Here is a 22,389-nt window from a genome sequence, read left to right as displayed (position 1 = left end):
CCGCGATCGAAAGAGCCTCCGGTGTCCCCAACCGACAACCCGACGAGTGCGCAGCACACCTTCCAGGTGGACCTGCGCGGCCTGGTGGACCTGCTCTCCCACCACCTCTACTCCAGCCCGCGGGTCTACCTGCGCGAGCTGCTGCAGAACGCGGTGGACGCGATCTCCGCCCGCCGCGCCCTCGACCCCGAGGCGCCGGCCCGGATCACCGTCCGCGCCGACGACGAGCTGTCCGTCACCGACACCGGCGTCGGCCTGACCGAGAAGGACGTCCACACCTTCCTCGCCACCATCGGCCGCAGCTCCAAGCGCGACGCCGACGGCCGCCTCGACGGCGCCGGACTGGCCAGGGCCCGGGGCGACTTCATCGGCCAGTTCGGCATCGGCCTGCTCGCCTGCTTCGTGGTCGCCGACGAGATCACCGTGGTCACCCGCTCCGCCGCCGCCCCGGACGCCCCGGTGATCGAGTGGCGCGGCAGCTCCGACGGCAGCTACACCATCCGCACCCTGCCCGCCGAGGCCAAGCCCGAGCCGGGCACCACCGTCACCCTGGCGCCGCGCGCCGACGCCGCCGAGTGGACCCGACCCGCCCGGGTGCTCACCCTCGCCCGGGACTTCGGCAGCCTGCTGCGCCACGACGTCACCGTGATCGACGCGGGCGGCACCGAGCACCGGGTGAACCGCACCCCGCCGTGGGCCGAGCGGTACCCCTCCCCGCTGGCCAAGCGCGACGCGCTCGGCGAGTACTGCCGCGCCACCTTCGACTTCACCCCGCTCGACACCATCGAGCTGGACCTGCCGCTGGTCGGCCTGCGCGGCGTCGCGTACGTGCTGCCGGACGCCGCTCCGCCCTCGCGCCGCCACGGACACCGGGTGCACCTCAAGGGCATGCTGCTCTCCGACCAGGCCGACGAACTGCTGCCGGACTGGGCCTTCTTCGTCCGCTGCGTCGTCGACACCGACGGCCTGCGCCCGACCGCCTCCCGCGAGGGCCTGTACGCCGACGAGACGCTGGCCGCCGTCCGCGACGCGCTCGGCGCCCGGATCCGCGACTGGCTGACCGGCCTGTCCGCGAGCGACCCCGCGCTGCTGCACCGCTTCCTCTCCGTGCACCACCTGGCGGTCAAGGAACTCGCGCGCTACGACGACGAGTTGCTGCGGATGATGCTGCCCTGGCTGCCGTTCGAGACCACCGACGGCAACGTCACCCTGGACGAGTTCGCCCGCAGCCACCCAGTGGTGCTGGTGACCCGTACGGTCGAGGAGTTCCGCCAGGTCGCCCCGATCGCCGGCGCGGCCGGCCTCGGCGTGGTCAACGGCGGCTACACCTACGACCGCGACCTGGTGCACCGGCTGCCGGAGATCCGCCCCGGCGTCTCGGTCTCCGACCTCGACCCCGGCACCGTCACCGCGCACCTGGACACCGTCGACCCGGCCGCCGAACTCGCCGCCAACGCCTTCCTGGCGATCGCCCGCGAGGTGGTCGGCCGGTTCGACTGCGACGTCGCCCTGCGCAGCTTCCACCCGACCAACGCGCCCGCCCTGCTGCTCGACAACCGGGAGGCCCGGCACGAGCGCACCCGCGCCCAACTGGCCGACGAGGCCGACGGATTGTGGGCGGACATCCTCGGCTCGCTGCGCGCCGAGGTGCCCCGCGCCCAACTGGTGCTCAATCACCTCAACCCGCTGGTGCGCCGCGCCGCGACGGTGACCAACCGCGAGCTGGCCGTCACCGCCGTCGAGGCGCTGTACGGGCAGGCCGTGCTGATGACCCGCCGCCCGCTCAAGGCCAGCGAGTCCGCCCTGCTCAACCGTTCGTTCATCAGCCTGCTCGACCACGCCATGCTCGGCCACGAGGCCGGTGGGCCGGGCGCGGCCGGTGGCCGGGGCCGCGACGACGAGAAGGACGCGTGATGCTGGACACCCCCGATGCGGTGATGGCCGCGCTGCACGAGAACGACGCCCGCCCGTACGGTCGCACCCGGACCGTCACCGCCGAGGAACTCGTCGACGCCGCCGAGCAGTTCGACGACACCAAGGTCCGCTCGATGGCCCTGCTGGAACTGATGGAGGCCTACGAGTACGACGGCGAGCGCAACAAGACCCCGGTCGTCTTCGCCCGCGTGCTCAAGCTGTGGGACACGGACCCGGACGGCTTCGGCGAGTGGGCCCGCCACCAGGTGTTCTGGCGCTTCAAGTGGGTGGCCGGCGCGCTGCGGGACAACCCGGACGTGCCGCTGGCGGCCGTCGAGCGCTGGCTCACCGAACTGCGCGACCGCTACCGCGCGGCCGGCTTCGGCCTCCAGCCCTACTACGCCGAGCGCTACCACCTGGCCGACGTCATCGGCGTCGGCGTCCAGGAGGCCTACGAGCTGTGGGCGGCCCGCCCGCGCTCCGAGATGAGCGACTGCCCGGCCTGCGAGACCCGCGCCCGCGCCCGGCACTTCCTCGACCTCGGCGACGACGCGCGGGCACTGGAGGTGCTTGAGCCGGTGCTGAGCGGCCGCAGCACCTGCGAGCTGGAGCCCTACCTCAGCCAGTCCGTCGCCCTGCTGCCGCTGCTGCGCCGGGGCCGACCGGACGAGGCCCGCTCCGCGCACCTCACCGGGTACCGCTTCGCGCGCGGCAAGTCCTCGATGCTGGGCTCCGTGGCCCGGCACATCGAGTTCTGCGCGCTGTCCGGCAACGAGCCGCGCGGCCTGGAACTGCTCGCCGAGAACCGCGACCTGTTCGCGGTCACCGGCGAGGCCGCCTCCCGGCTGGACTTCCTGACCGGTGTGGAGGTCCTGATCGCCGCCCTCGCCCGGGCCGGCCACGGCGACCTCGCGGTCAGCGGCCCGGCCGGCACCGCGTGGACGGTGGACACCCTGCTCGGCCACCTGCGCACCGAGGCGGACGCGCTGGCCGCCCGCTTCGACGCGCGCAACGGCACCGGTGCGGTCGGCGCCGCGCGCCGGGCCCGGCTGGCCGTCGAGCCGCTGCTGGCCGAGCCGCTGGCGCTGGGCGTGCGCGCCGCCGCCGCGCCCGAGCTGTCTGCCGCCGCCCCGGCCGTCGCGCCCGCGCCGCGCCGGACCGTCGAGGCGGAACCGGAGGACTTCACCGCCCTGGTGGTCCGGGCCCGGGAGCTGGAGGTGCTCGGGCACCCCGACTCCGACCGGCTCTGGAAGCGGATCGCCGAGCGCGCCGCCGCCGCGGACTTCGTCCACCCCGAGGGCACGGAGGTGGGCAGCCCCGAGCGGCTGCGCGCCGAGCTCGCCGAGCAGCGCGCCCACGAGGCGCTGGAGCGCGACGAGCACGCCGAGGGCAGGGTCGGACTGCTGGCCGCAGCCGAGCTGTTCGAGCAGGCGGGGATGCCCGGCGCGGAGCTGATGGTCCGCACCCGTTCGCTGATCATCGAACTCGACGAGCCGTCCGGCGGCGGGGCCGGTGGGGGCGGCGGGGCTGGTGCGGGCCGTGCGGGCGGTGCGGGCGGGGACACGGGTGACGGCGCTGGTGAGGGTGATGGCGTCGGTGAGGGTGATGGCGTCGGTGAGGGTGACGGTGCAGAATCCGGCGGAGGCGCGGGCAGGACGGCCGACTGGGCGGCGCTCGACGCGGCGCTGGTCCGGGCCGAGGAGCTGCGGGCGACGGGCGAGCTGACCGACGACGACTACCTGATCGTGCTGCAGACCCACGCCTACGCCGCCCACCACGACCTGGTCGAGTCGCTGCCCGACTCCTCCGCCGAGACCGTCGCGCGCTTCGAGGCGGCGGTCGGCGGCTACCACCGGACCGCCGTCGAGCTGGGCTCGGCCCGGCGGGCCGCCACCTCCCGGCAGTACACCGCCGATGCCGCCGCCCGGCAGGGCCGGCTCGCCGAGGCGGCCACCGAACTGCGCGAGGTCCTGGCCCAGTTGGACCGGTCCGACCTGCCGTGGCACACCCCGCGGGTGCTCGGCCTGCTGGGTCAGGTGCTGCTGCAGAGCCGCGAGCCGGCCCAGGCCGTGGAGGTGTTCCACCGGGCGCTGGCCGAGGCCGCCCGCTGGGGTGACGACTCCTACCCGTACGCGCCGACGTACATGATGCTCGGCCACTCCTGCATGCAGGTGGGGGACCTCGGTGGCGCGGTCCGTGCGCTGTCGGAGGCCGCCGCGCGCTACGACCGCAAGGGCCCGGAGGCTGCCGAGGAGGCCGCCCAGGTACGGCTGCAGCTGGCCGACGTGCTGCGCGACACCGGTCGGGCGACGGACGCGGTCGCCGTCCTGGAGTCGGTGCTGCTGGACGCGTCGGCGGCCCGGCTGGACGTCAGGATGCTCGCCCAGACCCGGCTGGACCTCGCCAGGGGCCTGGCCGAGCTGGAGGAGTACCGGGACGCCGCCGAGGAGTACCTCCGGCTGGCCGACCTGGTGGCCGACTGGGAGGACCAGGAGACCCACACCATGGTCGCCTGCGAGGCCACCCTGGCGCTCGCCCAGGCGGACCGCCGGGACGCCGCCGAAGCAGCGCTCGCGCGGGCCCGCGAGGCCCACGACAAGGCTCCGCAGGTCGACCAACTGGCCGCGACGCTGCGCGAGTTGGCCCGCATCACGATGCGGACGCAGGGCGCCGACGGGCTGGACCGCGCGCTGGCCCTGCTGACCGAGGCGGACGCGGTCGGCGCCACCGCCGAGGAGCGCGGCCAGGAGTACAACGCCTGGTACCTGCGCGGTGGTTCGCACTACGAGCGGGCGCGCTGCCTGGCCGTCGCCGAGCGGTACGAGGAGGCGCTGGCGGAGGCCGAGCGGGCCGTTGCGGTGTACGAGCTGGGCGGCGAGCGGGCCGAGGCGCCGCGGGCGGAGTCCGTCCGGCTGGCCGCGCTGATCGAGGGCAGCGACCTCGGCCGCACCGCGGCGGCGGTGGCCCGGTTGACCGCCGGCATCGCGCGCTGCGAGGCGGCCGGGCTGCCGGAGGCGGCGGAGGTGCTGGCGGAGCTGCGGGAGCGGTTCGCGTCGTCGGACTGACGCGGGCGTCGCGGCGGCGGCGTCGGCGGCGAGGTGGCGCGGGCGTCGGACCGGCGCGGGCGTCGGACCGGCTCGGGCGTCGGACCGGTGCGAGCGTCGGAGTGATGTGAGGAGCCCCGGGGTTGTGAACCACCCCGGGGCTCCCTTGCGTGTGGGGTCCCGCTGTTTGGGTCAGCAGGGGCCGTCGTCGGCCCAGACGCCCCACTGGCCGCTGGCGGTCGGCACCTCGTTCAGCGTCCACCACTTGGCGTGGTAGTTGTGCCCGTTGTAGGAGACCTTGGCGCCGCCGGCGTAGGTGGTGCTCGCGCTCCAGGCCGGGGCGGTGCAGGTGCCCGGGCCGGTCGGCGGTGTGGTCGGCGGTGTGGTGGGCGGTGTGGTGGGCGGGGTCGCGCCGGCGAACTTCACCGTGTACTTGGTGAAGTCCCAGTCGTTCTGCGCCACGCTGGAGCAGGAGCCGGACAGCCCGGGGTCCACCGGGCCCTGGCACTGCCGGTCCCGGTTGACCGACCAGTAGGTGTACCGAGCCAGGCCGTGCGCGGTGGCGAAGTCCAGCACGGTCTGGAAGTCGGCCTGGCGGAAGTACTCGGCGGCGTCGGTGCGGCCGTTCATCATCGACACGCCCTCGTGGGCGTACGCGGTGGCCTCGCTCCAGCCGAAGGTGGTCTGCAGGATCTGGTTGAACTTCACCAGCGCGTCGGTCTGCGCCGCCGCGCCGTTGAAGCCGCCGTCGAACGGCATGATGGAGTAGTTGTTCGGCGTGAAGCCCTGGGACTTGGCCTCGTTGAGCATCTGGGTGCCGAACCAGCCGGTGCCCGCGTTGGTGCCGGCGGTGGTGATCGAGACGTACAGGCCCGGGTTGTTCTGCTGGAGGATCCTCGCCGCGCCGATCTCGTTGTGGATGGCCGCGGTGTTCTCGTACTCCGGCTCCTCCAGGTCGAAGTCGATCGCCTTGAGCTGGTACTTGGTGATCACCTTCTGGTACCCGGCGGCGGTCGCCTCCGGCGTGCCGCAGACCTGGCCCAGCTTTGTACCGCCGTACCCGCCGACGGACACCGACACGTCCCCGCCCTTGCCCCGGACGGTCTGGATGACGTTCGGCATGGTGGTGTCGGTGTCGATCGAGGAGGTGCCGCCCCAGGCGGGGGAGCAACTGTTGCCCTGGGCCAGGATGAACGCCAGCTGGAAGGCCTTCTGGCCGGTGGCGTCCATGACGGCGGCGGCGTCCGGCGGGCTGTTGTCCTCGGGCATCAGGTACGGGGCCGAGGCGTACCAGTTGCTGCCCAGTCCGGCCGCGGTGGTGGCGGTGGTGGCGGTGGTGTCCGCGGAGGCGGAGCCGGTGCCGGCCAGGGCGGCGAGGCCCCCGGCGACCAGGCCGAGCACGGCGGCCGCGGCGAGTGCGGCCCGGCCGGAGCGGCGCCGGTGTCCGGGAGCGGCCGGGTCGACCGGGTGTTCGGGGCGGGGCGGGTGGTGTGGGTCGGTGGGGTAGTGCGGGCTGGTGGGGTGGTGCGGGCTGGTGGGGTGGTGTGGGTCGGTGGGGCGTGGGGGAAGAGCGCGTTCCATCGGAAGCCTTCCAGGAAACGGCGGTGGGGGAAGTGCCCGTTCGCGCCGGAGGTGGGGGTGGCGCGGCGGCAGGCCGAACGGCCCTGGGGCGTTGGGTGGTTGCCGCGGGCTCCCACTGGTATAGACCTGTCGCGGAGGGTGGGTCAAGACCCGGAGGCGGGGGAGTCCGGGTGCCGCCGAGGAGGAGCAGGTCATTCCGGACGTCGGTGCGTCGACGGCCTGCGAACCCGGTCTGGACTTCGGCCACCAGGACGCGGTGGTGTCGGGCCGGGGTGTGGCCGGGCTGGCCGGGCCGCCCTCGCCCGGGGCCTCCGCCGTCTCCGCCGGCCCCGCGGCCTCCTGGATCTCCTGGGTGTCCTGGACCTTCCGGGCGGCTGGGTCAGGACCGCCCGGGGCCCGGTGGTGCCGGGATCGGCCCCGCGGCCTTGAGGGTGCGCAGGACGGGGGACGACTCCAGTGCGGTGATCTCCTTGACGGCGCCCAACTGCTCTGTCACGTACCGGTGGAGGTCGGCCGGGTCGGTGCACAGGGCGAGGGCGACGAGGTTGCTGGGGCCGGTGGTGGCCGCGACGAAGGCGAGCTCGCGGTGGGCGGCGAGGGCGCGGCCGACCCGGTCGAGGTGGGCGGGGGCGATGCTCAGCCAGAGCAGCGCCTGCATGTTCGCGCCCAGCAGCCGGGGATCGACTTCCACGTCGAGGAAGACCGTGCCGTCCGCCCGCAGTTCGGCGAGCCGGCGGGCGACGGTGGTCGGTGTGCGGCCGGTGGCCGCCGCGAGGTCGCCGAGGGGTGTGCGGCCGTCCCGGTGGAGTGCGCCGAGCAGGGCGTGGTCGGCCTCGTCCAGGCCACCGGACGGCAGCGGAACCGCGGTCGGGCGGAGACGGGCCTGTTGCTCCTCGTCGAGCGCCTCGGTGCTGACCGGCCACGCGGACGGGCCGCCCCGGTAGGTGTGCAGCAGACAGTGGGCGGAGACGTCGGTGACGGCGGCGGTGCGGGGGATGTCGCGCAGCAGCAGGCCGTGTCCGTCGGAGCCGGGGCCGGTGTCCACGATGGCGGTGATCTCGGTGCCGCCGGAGGTGAGCTTCACCCAGGCCGTGTCGGGGCGGCGGACCAGTGCCCCGGCCAGGTTCTGGGCGGTGTGCGGGCCGGCGGTGAGGCGCAGCAGCCACTGGGCCCGTCCGGCCCGGTGCGGGTCGGCGAGCCCGACCACCCGCAGTCCGGCCTCGGCCCGCATCCGCCGGTAGCGGCGGGCGACGGTCTGCGGGGAGACGTCGAGGACGGCGGCGATCCGGTTGAACGGGGCGCGCCCGTCGACGCGCAGGGCGTGGACGAGCGCGCGGTCGAGGTCATCGAGCATGCGTGGGTTCCCGGTGGTCGGACACACCGTCCGATTCTGCCGCGCGGGTGGCGGTGCGGGTGCCACGGGAGCCGCTCATCAGCCTCCCCGCGAGGCCGACGGCCGCCAGCACGCCCACCGTCACCCAGCAGGCGCGCTGCGCCCGGGTCGCGTCCGGGGCCGCGAGGTAGATCCGCCCGAGCACGGCGACGCCGAGCGTGGACCCGAGCTGCTGCACGGCGTTGAGCAGTCCGGCCGCCGAGCCGGTCTCCTGTGGTCGCAGCGGCTTCAGTGCGGTGGTGAAGAAGGCGGGCGTGAACAGTCCCTGCCCGAGCCCGACCACGGCGAGCGCGTACGGCAGTGCCTCCGGCCGTTCGCCGGTGCGGTAGGTGCCGATGGCGGCCAGCACCCCGAGCGCCATGACGGCCAGGCCGGCGGGCATCACCCGTGCGCCGTACCGCCGGACCAGTGAGGCGCCCGCCCACAGGGAGCCGGCCGCCAGCCCGGCCGACATCGGCAGCAGGGTCAGGCCGGCGGCCAAGGGATCGGCGCCGCTGCCGAGTTGGAGCTGGAGGACGACGACGAGGCTGAGCCCGGTGGTGGCGGCGAAGGCGAGCGAGAGGGCGGCCAGCGCGGCCGGGAACCGGGCGGAGGCGAACAGGCTCGGCTCGACCAGGGTGTCGGCGCCGCGCCGCGCCCCTCGCCGCTGGTGGACGGCGAAGGCCACGGCGGCGAGCGCCCCGACGGCCGTCCAGGGCAGCGGTGTGGTGCCGGTGGCCAGCAGCGGCAGCACGACCAGCCCGGTGGCGAGTGCCGCCAGCGCGCTGCCGGCCGGGTCGAGGCCGGGACGGCGAGGGGCGCGGTCCTCGGTGAGCAGCGGGGCGAGGGCGAGGACGGCGAGCGCGAGCGGGAGGTTGACCAGGAAGACCGCACGCCAGGAGGAGCCGAGGAGGTCGGCGTGGGTGAGCACACCGCCGAGCACCGGGCCGGCGACCGCCGCGAGCCCCATGACCGGTCCGATCGTGCCGAGCGCCCGGGCCGTCTCCGGGCCGCGGAACATGGCCTTGATCAGCCCGATGGTCTGCGGCACGATCGCGGCCGCGGCTGCGCCCTGGACGGCTCGGAAGGCGAGCAGCGCGCCGAGCGTGGGCGCGCACGCGCAGGCCAGCGAGGCGAGCAGGAAGCCCGCGACGCCGATCCGGAACACCCGCCGGCGCCCGGCCCGGTCGCCGAGCCGTCCGCCGGTGAGCAGCAGGACGGCGAACGGGAGCGTGTACGCGGTGGTGAGCCAGGGCACGGCGGCGGCCGGCCCGCCGAGGTCGGCACGCATGCGCGGCGCGGCGACCTGCACGATCGTCGCGTCCAGCAGGTTCATCGCCTCGGCGGTGAGCAGCGCGCAGAGCGCCCACCAGCGGTGCGGGTGCACGGCCGGGGACTGCTCGGCTGCGAACTGCCCGGCCACCGGGCGACGGCTGGTGGACGGCACGGACGGCACGGACGGCGCGGACAGCGCGGACGGCGGGGGCAGCGGGTGTGCGGACAACGGGTCCTCCCTCGGGGATGGGGCCGGAATGCCGTCCACACTCCGGCCGCATGCCCGCGCCGACCAGCTACTGCCGCCCGGATCGACGGGAAGTTCCACCGGCCCCGTCCTCGGAGCCGAAAAACTCCACTCAGGCCGGTGCCCCGGCCAGGGCCCGGCCCTTGGTCATCGCCCCCACTCCGGCGAGCAGCCCGCTGACCACCGGGGACCACGGCCGGCCCGCCGGTCCGGTGAGCGTCAGCGTCCGGTGGACGGCGGGCCGGATCGGCACCAGGACGCAGTCGGCCGGGAGCATGGTCAGCGCCAGCGCGGGCATCACGGAGATCCCGACGCCCGCGTGCACCATGCCGATCAGCGTGTTGAGGTCACGGATCCGGTGGTGGGGCGCGAAGCGGGCGCCGGCCCGCCGGTAGGCCTCGCGGATGTGGCGCTCGCAGCCGCCCTCGGAGAGCAGGAAGTCGTCGTCCTCCAACTCGGCGACGTGGACCGTCTCCTGACCGGCGAGCGGGTGGTCGCGGCGCAGCAGCGCGTGCATCGAGTCCGCGCCGAGCGCGACCGCCCCGGGCAGCAGCGGCCCGGCGTCGACCAGGACGGCGGCGTCCACCGTGCCGGCCTCCAGCCAGGCGGGCAGCTCGGTGTCCTCGCCCTCGAAGACCCGGACGGTGACCTCCGGGTACGCGGCCTTCCAGTCCCGCAGCAGTCCGGGCAGCAGTGCCTGGCACACGGTGGTCGGCGCGGCGAGTCGGACGGTGCCGGCCAGGCCGCCGGTGAGTTGGGTGGCGACCGTGCGTACGGCGGCGACGGCGGCGACGGCCGTTCGGGCGTGCGGCAGGACCTGCTCGCCCAGCGGCGTCGGCCGGCACGGGGTGCCGCGCATCACGACGGGTGCGCCGAGGGTCCGTTCCAGGGCGCCGACCGCGTGGGAGACGGCGGACTGGCTGATGCCCAGTTCGTCGGCGGCGGCGCCGAAGCCGCCGGTGTCGGCGACCGCGACCAGGGCCCTGAGCTGGGCCAGGTTGATCTCGGTCGTCATCGGTCGTCCCGGGGCGTGTGACCTGGGGCCATGAGACTTCCTCATCCATGTAGGACTGCCACTTGTTGGACTCATGGTCGGTCGCCCGGCCACCCTCTGTCCAGAGGAAGGGAACACCGGAGGAATGCGGGGGTGGTTGCGGTGCGACGCTGGTTGCCGGGCTTTGTGGCACTGTCGGCGATCTGGGGTGCGAGCTTCGCCCTGATCAAGGTGGCGGTCGACGCGGGGGTGCCCCCGGTCTGGGTGGCGCTGTGGCGGTGCCTGCTGGGTGCGGCCACGCTGGGCGCAGTCCTGGTGCTGCGCGGTGAGCGGATCCCGCGCGACCGTGCGTTGTGGGGGCACTCGGCGGTGGTCGCGGTGCTGCTCAACACCGTGCCGTTCATCCTGTTCCCGTTCGGGGAGACCAGGGTCAGCTCGGTGCTCGCCGGGGTGATGAACGCGACCACTCCGCTGTTCACCCTGCTCTTCGCGGTGCTCACCGTGCCCGAGGAGCGCCGTCCGGGTGCGCGGCGGCTGACCGGCCTCGGCCTGGGATTCCTCGGCGTGCTCACCGTGCTCGGCGTCTGGCACGGCATCGGCTCCGGCGAGGCCGTGGGGGGCCTCGCCTGCCTGGCCGCCGCCTGCTGCTACGGCGCGGGCTTCGTCTACCTGCGGCGCTTCCTGTCCGGTCGGCCGGAGTCCGTCACCACCCTGTCCGTGCTCCAGATCGGCTGCGCCGCGGCCGAGTTGGCCGTCATCGCGCCGCTCGCCGCGGGCGCCCCGCACTGGCCCGGGGCCGGCCCGGCCGTCGCCCTGCTGGTGTTCGGCATGGTCGGCACCGGCTTCGCGTACCTGCTCAACCTCGGCGTCGTCCGGACCGCGGGCACCACGGTGGCCTCGGCCGTCACCTACGTGATGCCGCTGTGGTCCACCGCGATCGGCGCGCTGTTCCTGGCGGAGCCGGTCGGTTGGAACGCCCTGGCCGGCGGCGCCCTGGTGATCGCGGCCGTGGCGCTGACCCGGCCCCGCCCCGGCGCCGCGACCGGCTCGGCGGACCAGGCTCCGAAGGCGCGCCAGTCTGTCGGTTAGGGCGCGTGCGGCCCCGATGACGGTGCGTACGAAGATGCCACGCACGGGGATCTCCTTCCCGAACGGCCCCTCCCGGGACAAGCCGGGGGGAACCGGGCTGATCGGACAGGCGCATTCGTACCCGATCTGACGTTCGGTGTCCACTGAATTACGGAATGTCCGCGGGCCCCGCTAGGGTGGCGGCGTGGTGAGGTCGTGGGATGCGGCGGTGGAGCGGGCGCAGGACAGGCTGGCGGCGGGGCCGCGGCTGCGGGCGGTCGCCGAGGGGGACGAACGGCGGTTCGCGCTGTGGGACTTGGCGTCCCTGGTGGAGGGCGAGCTGGGTGAGCTGGTGGACCCGGACGGGCTGGCGCCGCCCGCGGAGCGCGGGTGGCGCGAGCGGCTGGGCGAGAGCGGCCGGGAGTGGCCCGGCGGGGAGCTGTACCGCCGCCGGTACTGGATCCGGGGCGACGGCGGCGCCGTCGTGGGCACCGTCGCCGTGGACAACTGGACCAAGGGCCCGGGCCAACTCGCCGTCTCCTCCCTCTACGTGAGCCCGGCCGCGCGCGGGAGCGGGTTGGCCGCCGCCGCGCTGGACGAGGTGTACGCGGCGGCCACCGCCGAGGGCCTGCCCGGCTTCCGGCTGGAGGCGCACTGGAGCTGGCAGCCGGCCGTCCGCTACTACCTGCGCCGGGGGCTGTGGGTGGTCGGCTGGAAGCGGTCGCTCTCCCTCGCGCGGATGCCCCAACTCCCCGCCTACCGGGTGCGCGAGCAGGACGGGCGGCTGCTCCTGCTGGTCGCCGACCGGCTGCGCGACTGGGTGCCGATACTGACCGCCGGCCGCGAGGGCCGCTGGCTGCGGCTGGACGAGACGGCCGACTACCGGGGCGCCGACGGCTGGGTGCACGACTACGCGCGCTCGACGCTGGCCCTGCACCTGGCGCTGGCGGGCTTCCCGATGGTGCGCGGCCCGCAGTGGTGGGCGGAGGCGTGGCGGTGGTGCGACGTGGGGGAGCCGGAGGGGCTGGCATACCGGATCGAGGAGTTCGAGCGGGCCGCGCGTCGTCCGGTGTCCTCCCCGTACCGCCCGGTGTCCGCGCCGGTGCCCGCTCCGCAGGCGCGGAACCAGGACCCGGCTCGGGGCGCGGCCTCAGGCGCGGTTCGGGAACCGGCGCAGGCCCCGCCGCCGGGTGCGGCCGGGGCCCCGCAACAGGCCGCCGAGCAGGCCGCGGTGCCGTCACCGCAGCTGGCAGACTCGGGGGATGGCTGAGATCGAGATCGACGGCGCCCCCGCGGACCCGGCGCGGCTGGCCGCGCTGGGGCTGCTCAACTACGGGCACTTCACCACGATGCGGGCCGAGTCGGGCCGGGTCCGCGGCCTGACGCTGCACCTGGACCGCCTGGTCCGGGACTGCCGGACGCTGTTCGCCGTGGAGCTGGACCGGGCGGCGGTACGGCAGCGGGTCCGCGCGCTGCTGCCCGCCGACGGCGCACCGGTGATCGTCCGGGTCACCGTGTACGACCCGGCGCTCGGCCTGGAACGCCCCGCCGCCCCGGCCGCGCCCGCCCTGCTGGTCACCACCCGCCCGGCCGCCGCGGTCGAGCCCGCCCCGCTGCGGGTGCGCACCGTGGTGCACCGGCGGGAGCTGCCGGAGGTGAAGCACGTCGGCCTGTTCGGCCTGGTCCACCAGCGACGTCAGGCCCAACTCGCGGGCTACGACGACGCGCTGCTGGTCGACCCGGAGGGCCGGGTGGCCGAGGGAGCGACCTGGAACGTCGGCTTCCTGGACGAGGACAAGCTGGTCTGGCCGCAGGGCCCGAGCCTGCCCGGCACCACCGAGGCCCTGCTGTCCGGGGCGTACCGGGGCCCGCAGTCCCGCGAGCCGCTGTCCGCGGCCGAGCTGGGCCGCTTCGGCGCCGCGTTCGCGGTGAACGCGGGCGTCGGCGTCCGGCCGCTGGCCGCCGTCGACGGCACCGTCCTCGACCCCTTCCACCCGGTGCTCGCCGAGCTGCGCGCGGCCTACCTCGGGATCGCCCCCGAAGCGGTCTAGGGGACGCCGCGGCCCATGAGACGGCCTCATGGCCTACCCCATGAAGCCGGCTCATGGCCCACCCCCCATGAGGCGGTCTCATGGCCCACCCCCCCATGAGGCCGCTGCATGATCCCCCGCATGAAGCCGCCTCATGATCCGCCCCGGCGGCAGCCCCATGAGACGTACTGGAACGGAGCTCATGACGGGTGCCCTTGAGGACCGCTCAAGGGCATCGCTCGTCCGGGTGACAAACACACGCCGAGCAGGCGCAATGGGGTAACAGGGTGGCCCAAATGGCTTTATTGGAGCTGATCGTGATGTCGGATCAGCTACGCTCTCGCCCGCCCCGCCCGACCGCCGAAGCAGAGAGTAGCCCGACATGAGCAGTCCCCCTGCCACGCCCGCGTCCCGCTGGCCGCTGATCCTGTTGCGTACCACCGCCACCACGCTGGCCCTGCTGGCCCTGCTCCAGGTCATGCTGGCCGGCAGCTTCCTCAACGGCACGTACGACTCCCTGAAGGACCACGAGGGCAACGCGATGACGCTGGCCACCGTGGTGGTGCTCCAGCTGGCGGTCGCCGTCGCGGTGCGGTGGCCCGGCCGGGGCCCGCTCTGGCCGCTGTGGACCACGCTCCTGCTCACCGTCGCGGTCATCGGCCAGATCACCGCCGGCTACGCCCGGGCCCTCGGGGTGCACGTCACGCTCGGCGTGCTGCTGGTCAGCGGCATCCTGTTCGGCCTCGTCGGCGCCTGGCGGCTGCCGCTGCCCGCCCGGGTCGGACTGCCCGCGCCGGGCCTGGACGGCAGCGGACGACTGCCGCGCCCCGGCGGGCCGGTGGAGGTGTCCAAGTGAACCGTCGCCGGTTCCTCGGCATCGGCGCCTCCGTCCTCGGCGCCGGCGCCCTGGCCGCCGTCGCCGTCCCCTCGGCCGCCCTGCTCTTCACCGCGGGCCGCCCCGGGCGGCTGCTGGCCAGCGAACTCGACCTGCCCGAGGCGTTCCGGGTCCCGCTGCCGGTGCCGCCCGTGCTGAAGCCGGTGCGCACCGACGGGACCACCGACTACTTCGAGATCACCCAGCAGGTCGCCAAGCTGGAGATCGTCCCCGGCGTGCGGACCGAGGCCTGGACGTACGGGGGCAGCTTCCCCGGGCCGACCCTGGTCACCCGCTCCGGACGGGCCGCGGCGGTCAAGCATCGCAACGAGCTGCCGGCCCCGTCCGTCACCCACCTGCACGGCGGCCACACCCCGGCGGACAGCGACGGCTACCCGGTGGACCTGCTGCTGCCCGTCGGGTCGCCCGCCGACACCGCCCAGGGCGGCGGGATGCCCGGGATGCAGGGCATGCCGGGGATGCGCCACGCGGCGGGCCGCAGCGTCGTCGGCGAGCGCACCTACACCTATCCGGGCAAGCAGCGCGCCGCCACCCTCTGGTACCACGACCACCGGATGGGCTTCACCGGCCCCGGCGTCTGGCGCGGCCTGGCCGGCTTCCACCTCGTCCAGGACGACGAGGAGGGCGCCCTGCCGCTGCCCCGCGGCGAGCGCGACCTGCCGCTGATGATCGCCGACCGGTCCTTCGCCGCCGACGGGTCCTTCCGGTACCCCTCCGTCGACCCCTCGCTCGGCGAGCCGGGCGTCACCGCCGCCTACGCCAACGGCGTGCTCGGCGACGTCATCCTGGTGAACGGCGCGCCCTGGCCGCGGCTGGACGTCGACCGCGTCCGCTACCGGCTGCGCCTGCTCAACGCCTCCAACGCCCGCCCCTACCGGCTCGAACTCGACCCGCAGCCCTCCGGTGGCGACGCCCTGGTCCAGATCGGCTCCGACGGCGGCCTGCTCGCCGCCCCGGTGGCCCACGACGGCATCGAGATCGCCCCCGCCGAACGCTTCGACGTCGTGGTCGACTTCTCCCGCTACGCGCCCGGCACCCGGGTGCGCCTGGTCAACCGGTTCGGCAGCGGCCGGACGGCCGAGGTGATGCGGTTCGACGTGTCCGCCAAGCAGGTGAACGACGACGCGACGGTGCCCGACAGGCTCGCCGACGTCGAGGCCCTGGACCCCTCCGCCGCCGTCACCACCCGCGACTTCACCTTCCGCCGCAGCCGCGGCGACGGATGGACCATCAACGGCGAGCCCTACCAGCCCGGCCAGAACATCGCCACGCCCGCCCTCGGGGCCGTCGAGCGCTGGCGCTTCTCGACCGACCTGCACCACCCGGTGCACGTCCACCTCGACCACTTCCAGGTGATCGGCCGCAACGGCGCGGACCCCGGCCCGTACGACGCGGGCTGGAAGGACACCGTGGACCTGCGTCCGGCCGAGGCGGTGGAGGTGCTGGTGCGCTTCACCGACTACGCGGGGGCGTACATGCTGCACTGCCACAACCTGGAGCACGAGGACATGGCGATGATGGCGGACTTCACGGTGCAGTGAGCCGCCCCCCCCGGGCGAACCAGCGGTCTCACCCGGACGGCCGACTGCCGGAGGGCGTGCGCTGCGCCCTCCGGCAGTCGTGTCCTAGCGTCGCGAAGAGGGCACCCGCGTCCTTCCGGCACCGCGGGGAGGACCCGCCGACGGACGGAGCCGCCGCATGACCACCCCCGACGAACGCCGCCGCCGCGGCCGGGCCGCCCGCGAACGCGTCTCCCGCTCCGAGCACGGCCGGTGGATCGCCGCCGCCGACCGGCCCGACCCGCTCGGCGTGCTGGAACGGCAGGCCGCCGACCGGGTCACCCGGCTGCTGCCGATCCGCTACGGGCGGATGGCCGACAGCGCGTTCGCCTTCCTGCGCGGCGCCGCCGCCGTGATGGCCGCCGACCTCGCCGCCGTGCCCGACACCGGCCTCACCGTCCAGCTGTGCGGCGACGCCCACCTGCTGAACTTCGGCGTGTACGCCTCGCCGGAGCGCGCCCTGCTCTTCGACGTGAACGACTTCGACGAGACCTACCCGGGCCCGTTCGAGTGGGACGTCAAACGCCTCGCGGCCAGCATCGCCGTCGCCGCCCGCTCCATCGGACTGGACGAGGAGCGCGTGCGCCTCGGCGCCCGCATCGCCGTCACGGGCTACGCGGCCGCGATGCACCGGCTGGCAGGCATGGGCGAACTCGACGTCTGGTACGCCCGGGTGGACACCGCCGACCTGCTGCCGCTGCTCCGCAAGCACGGACAGCGCAAGCGCTTCGAGGCCGGGCTCGCCCACGCCCGGCGCCGCACCAGCCTGCAGGCCTTCGGAAAGCTCACCGAGGAACGGGACGGGCAGCGGCGGATCATCAGTGCGCCGCCCCTGATCGAGCCGCTGAAGGAGAACGAACTGCAGGGCGTCGGGAAGGTGTACAGCGACTACCGGGCCACCCTCGCCGAGGACCGCCGGGTGCTGCTGGACCGCTACCGCTTCGTGGACGCGGCCACCAAGGTGGTCGGCGTCGGCAGCGTCGGCACCCGCTGCTTCATCGTCCTGCTGGAGGGCCGGGACGGCCGCGACCCGCTGTTCCTGCAGATCAAGGAGGCCGGCCGGTCGGTCCTGGAGGACCACCTGCCGCCCGCCCGGGTGGACGCCGAGGTCGCCGCCCACCACGGCGGCCGCCGGGTGGTCACCGGCCAGCACCTGATGCAGGCGTCCAGCGACATCTTCCTCGGCTGGACCACCGGCCCCGCCGGGCGGCACTTCTACGGCCGCCAACTGCGCGACATGAAGGGCTCGGTGGAGGTGGCCGAGATGCGGCCCTCCGGCCTGCGCGCCTACGCCGACCTCTGCGGCCGCACTCTCGCCCGCGCCCACGCCCGCACCGGCGACCGCCTCGCCATCGCCGGCTACCTCGGCCGCGCGGACACCTTCGCGGACGCGGTGGCCGAGTTCGCGGTGCGGTACGCGGACCGGACGCAGGAGGATCACCGGGAGCTGACCACCGCGATCGAGGACGGGCGGATCAAGGCGACGACGGGAGTGTGAGCGCGGCCAGCCGCTCCAACTGCTCCCGCTGGTCCGACAGTTCGAGTGCCCCGAGGCGGGCGACCAGGTGCCGGGCGCCGGCGGAGGTGTACCGGGCGAGCTTGGCGGCGACCTCGTCCGGGGTGCCGACGGCGAAGGCCTGGATCTGCTCCGTCCCGGCCAGCGGCAGGCCGTAGTTGGCGCGCGTGTAGGCGTCCATGACCCGGCGGGCATCCTCCGCGCTGCGGTCGATCCGGACGTTGACGAACAGGGCGGGGGTGACGGCCTCCGGTGAGCGTCCGGCCCCGCGGGCCGCCGACCGGACGGTGTCGAGCCCGGTGGCGTAGTCGGCCGGGTCCGGCGGGTAGGGCAGCCAGCCGTCGTAGTGGCGCCCGATGCGGGCCAGCGCCGCCGGGGTCCCGCCGCCGAGCCAGACCGGCGGGCCCTGCTCGTGGAACGGCCGCGTCGCGGGCGGGAGTTCGGCGAAGGAGTGGAACTCGCCGTGGAACTCCTTCGCCCCGGACCAGAGCGCCCGCCAGAGGGCGACCGTCTCGTCCAGCCGGGCGAAACGGCGCTCCCACGGCACCTGGGAGAGCTCGTGCAGCGGACGGCCGAAACGCCCCGGGAAACCGGCCCCGACCGTGACCGTCAGCCGGCCGCCGGAGAGCTGGTCCACCGAGGCCAGGGTCTGCGCGGCCAGCACCGGGCGGCGCAGCACCGGCAGCAGGGCACCGGTGCCGAGCCGGATCCGCTCCGTCACCGGGGCGATCGCCGCCAGCATGGTGAGCGGCTCGATCCGCGGGCTCAGCAGGGAGTCGTTGACGAACAGCGAGGAGAAGCCCAACTCCTCGCTGCGGCGGGCGAATCCGATCAGGTCGCGGGGGTCGTGCGCGGCCCACTGGTCCTGGCCGGTGGGGAGGAAGACGCCGATGTTGTCCATGACGTCGATGGTGGCGGCGCGGGCGAACGTACTCAATTCCCCCGGGGGAATGGCGGACCGCGCCTGCCCGGGGTTGGCTGGTGGCGTGGACTTCTCCCGAGCGCTGCGTGAGCGCCGTACCAGCCGCCGCCTGAGCCAACTCGACCTCGCCACTCGGGCGGGCACGACCCAGCGGCACCTCAGCTTCATCGAGTCCGGGCGCTCCGCGCCGGGCCGGGGCATGGTCGTGCGGCTCGCCGAGTCACTGGACCTGCCCCTGCGGGAACGCAACGAGCTGCTGCTGGCGGCCGGTTACGCGCCTGCCTACCCCGAGACGCCACTGGACGGGCCGGCCCTGGCCCCGGTGCGGGAGGCGATCGGCCACATCCTGGCCGGCCACCTCCCGTACCCGGCGGTGGTGGTGAACCACCGGGGCGACGTGGTCGCCGCCAACGCCGCCCTGGACGTGATCACCGAGGGCGCCGACCCGCGGCTCGTCGGCCCCGGCACCAACGCCTACCGGCTCGCCCTGCACCCGAACGGCCTCGCCCCGCGCATCCTCAACTTCGCCGCCTGGGCCCGCCACATCGTCGAGCGCACCCGGCACCTCTCCGACCTGCACGAGGAGTTGAGCTCGTACGTGTCCGACGTGGAGGTGGGGGAACAGCACCTGGGCTTCGCCGTCCCGCTGGAGCTGCGCACCTCCCTCGGCGAGCTGCACCTGATGACGACGGTCACCACCTTCGCCACCGCCGTGGACGTCACCCTCGCCGAACTGAAACTGGAGGCCTTCCTGCCGGCCGACGCGGCGACCGCCGAGGCGTTGCGGGCGGCCGCGGCTCAGAACCCCGGGAACTGGTAGTCGGCGTTGATCCGGCCGTCGGTGTCCAGGACGACGAACTCCGTTCCGCCGCCGACCGGTTCGCCGCCGCCCACGGGCACCATCTCCCAGGTGAAGCGGACGACGTCCCGCAGCCGCACGGCGTCCGGCCGGGCACGGAAGGTGAACTCGCCGGGCGCCACGAACTCCTCGTGGGCGCGGGCGACGCGGAACTCCAACTCCTCGTAGCCGCGCGCTTCGAGCACGGGCTCGGCGAAACCGACCCGCGCGGCCGCCTCCCGGGCCTCGACCGGCGGGTGCAGCAGGTGCGTGCCGTCCTCGGCCCACAGCCGCTCGATCGCCCCGCGCCGGGCGGCCGCGTCGGACTCGGTCCACAACGCGGCGTAGCGGTCGGCGAGTTGCTGGGCGCTGGTGGTGGGCGTGCCGGTGGTGGGCGTGCCGGTGGTCATGACGGACTCCTCGGTGGGGTCGCTCGGTGTCGGTGGACCCATCCTCGGAGCGGCCCCGCCACCGGACAATTCCCGCCCGGGAATGGCCGGCCGGGGAGCGGGCGCCGGGGAGGCCGTGCCGGGAAACAGCGGGCCCGCCACGGGGCCTTATCCGCTTGCCCGAGCGGCCGGGGTTGCCGTTGGGTTGGCCGCATGAACCAACCGCTGAACCAACCGCTGAACCAACCGCCGGCCCAACCGCCGGACGAGCCACAGACCACGCCGCCGGCCCATCCGCCGGCCCATCCGCCGGCCCATCCGCTGGACGGTCTGCGCACCGAACGCCTGCTGATCCGTCGCTGGCGGGAGTCGGACCTCGCCCCGTGGGCCGCGATGAACGCCGACCCGGAGGTCCGCGAGCACCTGGGCGGCCCGCTCACCCGTGAGCAGAGCGACGCCTCGGTGGCACGCTTCGAGGCCGCGATCGAGCGGCGGGGGTACGGCTGGCTGGCCGTCGAGGTGCGGGAGAGCGGCGAGTTCGTCGGCTTCGCGGGCCTGGACGACATCGAGGAGACGGACCCGGTCGACGGCGTCGAGATCGGCTGGCGGCTGGCCCGCTCCGCCTGGGGACACGGCTACGCCACGGAGGCGGCCCGCGCCGTCCTCGGCCACGCCTTCGACACCCTCGGCCTCCCCGAGGTCCTGGCCATCACCACGGCCGCCAACCACCGCTCCCAGTCGGTGATGCGCCGCCTCGGCATGACCCACGACCCGGCCGAGGACTTCGACGACCCCGCCGCTTCGGACGGGCCGCTGCGCCGCAACGTCGTCTTCCGACTGCGCCGGGAGGACCGCTCCGCCTAGGGTGACGGGAACGGGCGGTGGGGGCCGCCGGAAGCGGGGGATCGATGAGGTATCGAGCGAGGGTCGGCGGCGTCCTGGCCGGCAGTGCCCTGCTGCCGCTGGTCGCGTGTGCGGTGGGGCGCTGGGAGTCCCGCAGCGGCGGGCGGATGGCCGTGGCCGAGGCCCTGAACCGGCCGGTCCTGCTGCTGGGCGCGGCCGCGGCGCTGCTCGTGGCGGCGGTCTGCGTGCGTCGGCGGTGGGACTTCGTCGGACGGGCGACGGCGGTGGTCGGGAGCCTCGGGCTGCTCTGCGCGCTGGGCGGCCTCGGTCTCCGGACGATGGGTCAGGAGCCCGCCGAGCAGACCCGGCTGGGTTCGCCGGGGCGGGCGGACCGCGTGCTGGTCGTGATCCACCACGGCCTTCGGGGAGCGGAGACGGAGTCCCTGAGCTGGCAGATCCGCTTGGAGACCGGCACCGGTTGGTCGGCCCGAAGCTGGCACCTCCTCGCCATGCGCGAGCAGTTCCCGGGTGAGGGGGCGTTCGAGTCGGCCGCCTGGACCGCGCCCGACCGGATCACCGTCACCACGGACACCGGCTCACGGGTCTTCACCGTCGCCCCCGACACCGGCGAGCCCACGCTCACCGGCAGCGTCGGCACCGTTCGGGGCTCCTAGCGGCGGACGGTTCGACGCCCGCCCGCCGGGGGCGCAGTCGGCTCGGGAGGTGCTCCTGTACCGGTGCTCCTCCCGTGAGCCGGCCGATGAGGGGGAGCCCGGACGGGCAGCGGCCCTTCGAGGTGGCGGCCGGTCCGGGCTGTGGCTGGTCGAGGCGACCGTGGGCGAACCGGTGCCGCCCGTGGACCGGGGCCCCGGCTGCGCCCGCCCGCCGTACCTGGCCGGCCGGCTGCGCCCGTACCGGGGCTGAGCTGCGGGATCGGGTGGCGTGGTTGTCAGTGGGGTGTGGCAGGGTGACCCCATGCTGGCGATCACGGTGCAGACGAACGACGGGAAGCGACGCTCCCGGCCGGGTGCGGACGAGTTGTCGGGGCTGGTCCGGCGCATCGGCGCGGAGGACGACCGCTTCCTCGTCGTGGAGCGGATACCCGACCTGCCGGACGTGTACATCCAGGTGTGGCACGCCGACGGCGAGGACTACACGCTGGAGCACCGCGACGGCTCCGCCGGGCGGCACTTCGAGGTGCGGCTGGCCGGGCCCGAGCCGGTGGCCGAGGCGATGACGGCCTGGGCGCGCGGCGAGTCGGGCTGGGGCGACGCGCTGGACTGGAAGCCGCTGGACATGGGCCCGGCGCCGGAGCCCGTGCCGCCGCTGGAGCTGGGCGCGGGCGAGCGGCAGGAGTTGGAGGACCGGCTGCGGCTGACCCTCGCCTGCGGCTACACCGACCGGGCCGGGCTGGCCGAGGAGGCGGAGGAGTACCTGGTGTCGGGCGAGCGCCGTCCGCTCTCGCGCGCCCAGGCGGAGCAACTCGCCGACCGGCTCTGGCTGGAGCGGGTCGGCGAGCAGACCGGCTGGATCGGCGAGGGCGACCCGGAGCGCCTCACCCGCGCCTTCGCCGCGTTGGAGGAGAGCGGCATCACCGCGCGGGAGAACTTCACCTGCTGCCGGTCCTGCGGCGAGGCCGAGATCGGTGCGGCCGGTGACCCGGACGCCCGGGGTTTCGTCTACTTCCACTCCCAGTGCACCGAGTCCGCCGCCTCCGGCCACGGCCTGTCCCTGCTCTACGGCGGTTTCGACGGCTCCCCGTCGACCACCACCGCCGTCGGCCACGAGGTGGTCACCGCCCTCACCGCGGCCGGCCTGCCCACGGTCTGGAACGGCGACCCGTCGCATGCGATCGAGGTCCGCCCCCTGCTCTGGCGCCGTCGCCTGGGCGGCTGAGCGGCC

General features: G+C 74.9%; 18 protein-coding genes. 12 read left to right on the top strand and 6 right to left on the bottom strand.

The window, feature by feature from the left end; translation table 11 throughout:
• The first annotated feature begins 21 nt into the window (after positions 1–21).
• Together ABT048_RS01310 and ABT048_RS01305 are read left to right on the top strand one after the other, a co-directional pair.
• Entirely contained in the window at positions 22–1,914 is a 1,893-nt protein-coding gene (locus ABT048_RS01310; RefSeq protein ID WP_350519196.1) for an HSP90 family protein, read from the top strand.
• On the top strand, positions 1,914–4,979 hold the full coding sequence (locus ABT048_RS01305; protein WP_350519195.1) for a hypothetical protein: 3,066 nt from the start codon (positions 1,914–1,916) through the stop codon (positions 4,977–4,979). The genes ABT048_RS01310 and ABT048_RS01305 overlap by 1 nt, the downstream gene beginning before the upstream one ends.
• 171 nt (positions 4,980–5,150) lie before the next feature.
• On the opposite strand, the gene ABT048_RS01300 is transcribed toward ABT048_RS01305, so the two are convergent.
• The 4 genes from ABT048_RS01300 to ABT048_RS01285 form a co-directional block, all read right to left on the bottom strand.
• Positions 5,151–6,539, bottom strand: a complete 1,389-nt coding sequence (locus tag ABT048_RS01300) for a carbohydrate-binding protein (RefSeq protein WP_350519194.1) — start codon at positions 6,537–6,539, stop codon at positions 5,151–5,153.
• Positions 6,540–6,918: 379 nt separating this feature from the next.
• Positions 6,919–7,893, bottom strand: coding sequence for an Lrp/AsnC family transcriptional regulator (locus ABT048_RS01295; RefSeq protein WP_350519193.1), 975 nt, complete (start codon positions 7,891–7,893; stop codon positions 6,919–6,921).
• Positions 7,883–9,415 (bottom strand): MFS transporter, encoded by a 1,533-nt coding sequence (locus ABT048_RS01290; RefSeq protein ID WP_350519192.1) that lies wholly within the window; start codon positions 9,413–9,415, stop codon positions 7,883–7,885. The genes ABT048_RS01295 and ABT048_RS01290 overlap by 11 nt, the downstream gene beginning before the upstream one ends.
• 130 nt (positions 9,416–9,545) lie before the next feature.
• Positions 9,546–10,448, bottom strand: a complete 903-nt coding sequence (locus tag ABT048_RS01285) for a LysR family transcriptional regulator (protein WP_350519191.1) — start codon at positions 10,446–10,448, stop codon at positions 9,546–9,548.
• Positions 10,449–10,589: 141 nt separating this feature from the next.
• Between ABT048_RS01285 and ABT048_RS01280 the strand changes: the two genes are divergently transcribed.
• The 6 genes from ABT048_RS01280 (at position 10,590) to ABT048_RS01255 (ending at position 17,477) form a co-directional block, all read left to right on the top strand.
• Positions 10,590–11,516: a DMT family transporter gene (locus ABT048_RS01280; protein WP_350519190.1), complete on the top strand. Its 927-nt coding sequence runs from the start codon at positions 10,590–10,592 to the stop codon at positions 11,514–11,516.
• 184 nt (positions 11,517–11,700) lie between these two features.
• Entirely contained in the window at positions 11,701–12,765 is a 1,065-nt protein-coding gene (locus ABT048_RS01275) for a GNAT family N-acetyltransferase (RefSeq protein WP_350519189.1), read from the top strand.
• A complete protein-coding gene (locus ABT048_RS01270) occupies positions 12,758–13,546 on the top strand; it encodes an aminotransferase class IV (RefSeq protein ID WP_350519188.1) in 789 nt (262 codons plus the stop codon). The genes ABT048_RS01275 and ABT048_RS01270 overlap by 8 nt, the downstream gene beginning before the upstream one ends.
• A gap of 361 nt (positions 13,547–13,907) precedes the next feature.
• Positions 13,908–14,381 carry a hypothetical protein gene (locus tag ABT048_RS01265; RefSeq protein ID WP_350519187.1) on the top strand — a complete coding sequence of 158 codons (474 nt, stop codon included), beginning with the start codon at positions 13,908–13,910 and terminating at the stop codon, positions 14,379–14,381.
• Positions 14,378–15,961: a multicopper oxidase family protein gene (locus ABT048_RS01260; RefSeq protein ID WP_350519186.1), complete on the top strand. Its 1,584-nt coding sequence runs from the start codon at positions 14,378–14,380 to the stop codon at positions 15,959–15,961. The genes ABT048_RS01265 and ABT048_RS01260 overlap by 4 nt, the downstream gene beginning before the upstream one ends.
• Before the next feature lie 157 nt (positions 15,962–16,118).
• The gene (locus tag ABT048_RS01255) at positions 16,119–17,477 is read left to right on the top strand and encodes a DUF2252 domain-containing protein (RefSeq protein WP_350519185.1); all 1,359 of its coding nucleotides are present in this window, start codon (positions 16,119–16,121) and stop codon (positions 17,475–17,477) included.
• Here the strand turns inward: ABT048_RS01255 and ABT048_RS01250 are convergent.
• Positions 17,455–18,432: an LLM class flavin-dependent oxidoreductase gene (locus ABT048_RS01250; RefSeq protein WP_350519184.1), complete on the bottom strand. Its 978-nt coding sequence runs from the start codon at positions 18,430–18,432 to the stop codon at positions 17,455–17,457. The genes ABT048_RS01255 and ABT048_RS01250 overlap by 23 nt on opposite strands.
• A gap of 49 nt (positions 18,433–18,481) precedes the next feature.
• Between ABT048_RS01250 and ABT048_RS01245 the strand changes: the two genes are divergently transcribed.
• Entirely contained in the window at positions 18,482–19,237 is a 756-nt protein-coding gene (locus ABT048_RS01245; protein ID WP_350519183.1) for a helix-turn-helix domain-containing protein, read from the top strand.
• Here the strand turns inward: ABT048_RS01245 and ABT048_RS01240 are convergent.
• Complete coding sequence (locus tag ABT048_RS01240) at positions 19,216–19,665, bottom strand: hypothetical protein (RefSeq protein ID WP_350519182.1); 450 nt, start codon at positions 19,663–19,665, stop codon at positions 19,216–19,218. The two genes, ABT048_RS01245 and ABT048_RS01240, sit on opposite strands and share 22 nt — an antisense overlap.
• Before the next feature lie 300 nt (positions 19,666–19,965).
• Between ABT048_RS01240 and ABT048_RS01235 the strand changes: the two genes are divergently transcribed.
• The 3 genes from ABT048_RS01235 (at position 19,966) to ABT048_RS01225 (ending at position 22,383) form a co-directional block, all read left to right on the top strand.
• On the top strand, positions 19,966–20,508 hold the full coding sequence (locus tag ABT048_RS01235) for a GNAT family N-acetyltransferase (RefSeq protein WP_350519284.1): 543 nt from the start codon (positions 19,966–19,968) through the stop codon (positions 20,506–20,508).
• A 44-nt stretch (positions 20,509–20,552) separates the two neighbouring features.
• Positions 20,553–21,161 (top strand): hypothetical protein, encoded by a 609-nt coding sequence (locus tag ABT048_RS01230; protein ID WP_350519181.1) that lies wholly within the window; start codon positions 20,553–20,555, stop codon positions 21,159–21,161.
• Between the two features lie 301 nt (positions 21,162–21,462).
• The gene (locus ABT048_RS01225) at positions 21,463–22,383 is read left to right on the top strand and encodes a DUF6891 domain-containing protein (protein ID WP_350519180.1); all 921 of its coding nucleotides are present in this window, start codon (positions 21,463–21,465) and stop codon (positions 22,381–22,383) included.
• Positions 22,384–22,389 lie beyond the last annotated feature (6 nt).

The sequence above is a fragment of the Kitasatospora sp. NPDC096140 genome, from assembly GCF_040303045.1.
Lineage (GTDB): Bacteria > Actinomycetota > Actinomycetes > Streptomycetales > Streptomycetaceae > Kitasatospora.
Note: the sequence above shows the minus strand (reverse complement) of the source record. Positions and strands in the feature narration are given on the sequence as shown.

Excerpts from the sequence above, each read along its gene's own strand:
- ABT048_RS01305 (WP_350519195.1), top strand. The coding sequence starts at position 1,914 with ATGCTGGACACCCCCGATGCGGTGATGGCCGCGCTGCACGAGAACGAC.
- ABT048_RS01230 (WP_350519181.1), top strand. The coding sequence starts at position 20,553 with ATGAGGTATCGAGCGAGGGTCGGCGGCGTCCTGGCCGGCAGTGCCCTG.
- ABT048_RS01255 (WP_350519185.1), top strand. The coding sequence starts at position 16,119 with ATGACCACCCCCGACGAACGCCGCCGCCGCGGCCGGGCCGCCCGCGAA.
- ABT048_RS01295 (WP_350519193.1), bottom strand. The coding sequence starts at position 7,893 with ATGCTCGATGACCTCGACCGCGCGCTCGTCCACGCCCTGCGCGTCGAC.
- ABT048_RS01270 (WP_350519188.1), top strand. The coding sequence starts at position 12,758 with ATGGCTGAGATCGAGATCGACGGCGCCCCCGCGGACCCGGCGCGGCTG.
- ABT048_RS01285 (WP_350519191.1), bottom strand. The coding sequence starts at position 10,448 with ATGACGACCGAGATCAACCTGGCCCAGCTCAGGGCCCTGGTCGCGGTC.
- ABT048_RS01240 (WP_350519182.1), bottom strand. The coding sequence starts at position 19,665 with ATGACCACCGGCACGCCCACCACCGGCACGCCCACCACCAGCGCCCAG.
- ABT048_RS01300 (WP_350519194.1), bottom strand. The coding sequence starts at position 6,539 with ATGGAACGCGCTCTTCCCCCACGCCCCACCGACCCACACCACCCCACC.
- ABT048_RS01225 (WP_350519180.1), top strand. The coding sequence starts at position 21,463 with ATGCTGGCGATCACGGTGCAGACGAACGACGGGAAGCGACGCTCCCGG.
- ABT048_RS01265 (WP_350519187.1), top strand. The coding sequence starts at position 13,908 with ATGAGCAGTCCCCCTGCCACGCCCGCGTCCCGCTGGCCGCTGATCCTG.